This is a genomic window from Paraburkholderia sp. CNPSo 3274 (assembly GCF_024206475.1).
GTDB lineage: Bacteria > Pseudomonadota > Gammaproteobacteria > Burkholderiales > Burkholderiaceae > Paraburkholderia.
Window position 1 is genome coordinate 1 of the sequence record NZ_JAMBPR010000277.1, and the last position, 508, is coordinate 508.

Below are 508 nucleotides of genomic sequence, written 5' to 3' on the forward strand. Positions count from 1 at the left end.
TGCTCGTCGGCGCTGACGCGCACGGTCTCTTCACGACCACACAGACGGTGCCGGGCATCTTCACGCGCGCAGCGTGGGAGGGCGTCGTCGAGAAAACCATCGACGATGCGGTGAAAGGGCAGCATGTCGAGGGTGACTGGGTGCTGACTGGCGACCAGCCGACCGCCCGGATCAGCGCGACCGCCGTGGAGGGTGCGGTTGACGCGACGCAGGCTGCAGTCGAAGCAAGGAGGAGCGCCGACGAGCTGAGAAAGCGCCTGCGCGACCGGTATTTCACGGACTACACGGAAGCCTGGGCGACCATGCTCAACAGCTTCCAGTGGCTCGCGGCGACCAGCTTCTCGGGGGTGATCGACCAGCTCACGCGTCTGACCGATGCGCAGACCTCGCCGCTGCTCGCGGTCATGAAGTCGGTGCAGTACCAGGGCGAGGCGGGCCGTCCCTCGCAGGCGCTGACCGACACGCTCGTACGCAAGGCGCAGGGGTTGCTCGGTGGGGGCGATAGCGA

At 67.3% G+C, this 508-nt stretch carries 1 protein-coding gene; it reads left to right on the top strand.

Features of this window, described 5'->3' with window-relative positions; translation table 11 throughout:
- Positions 1–508, top strand: a 508-nt coding sequence (locus M3I54_RS45700) for an ImcF-related family protein (protein ID WP_254346789.1), incomplete at both ends; no start/stop codon positions are given.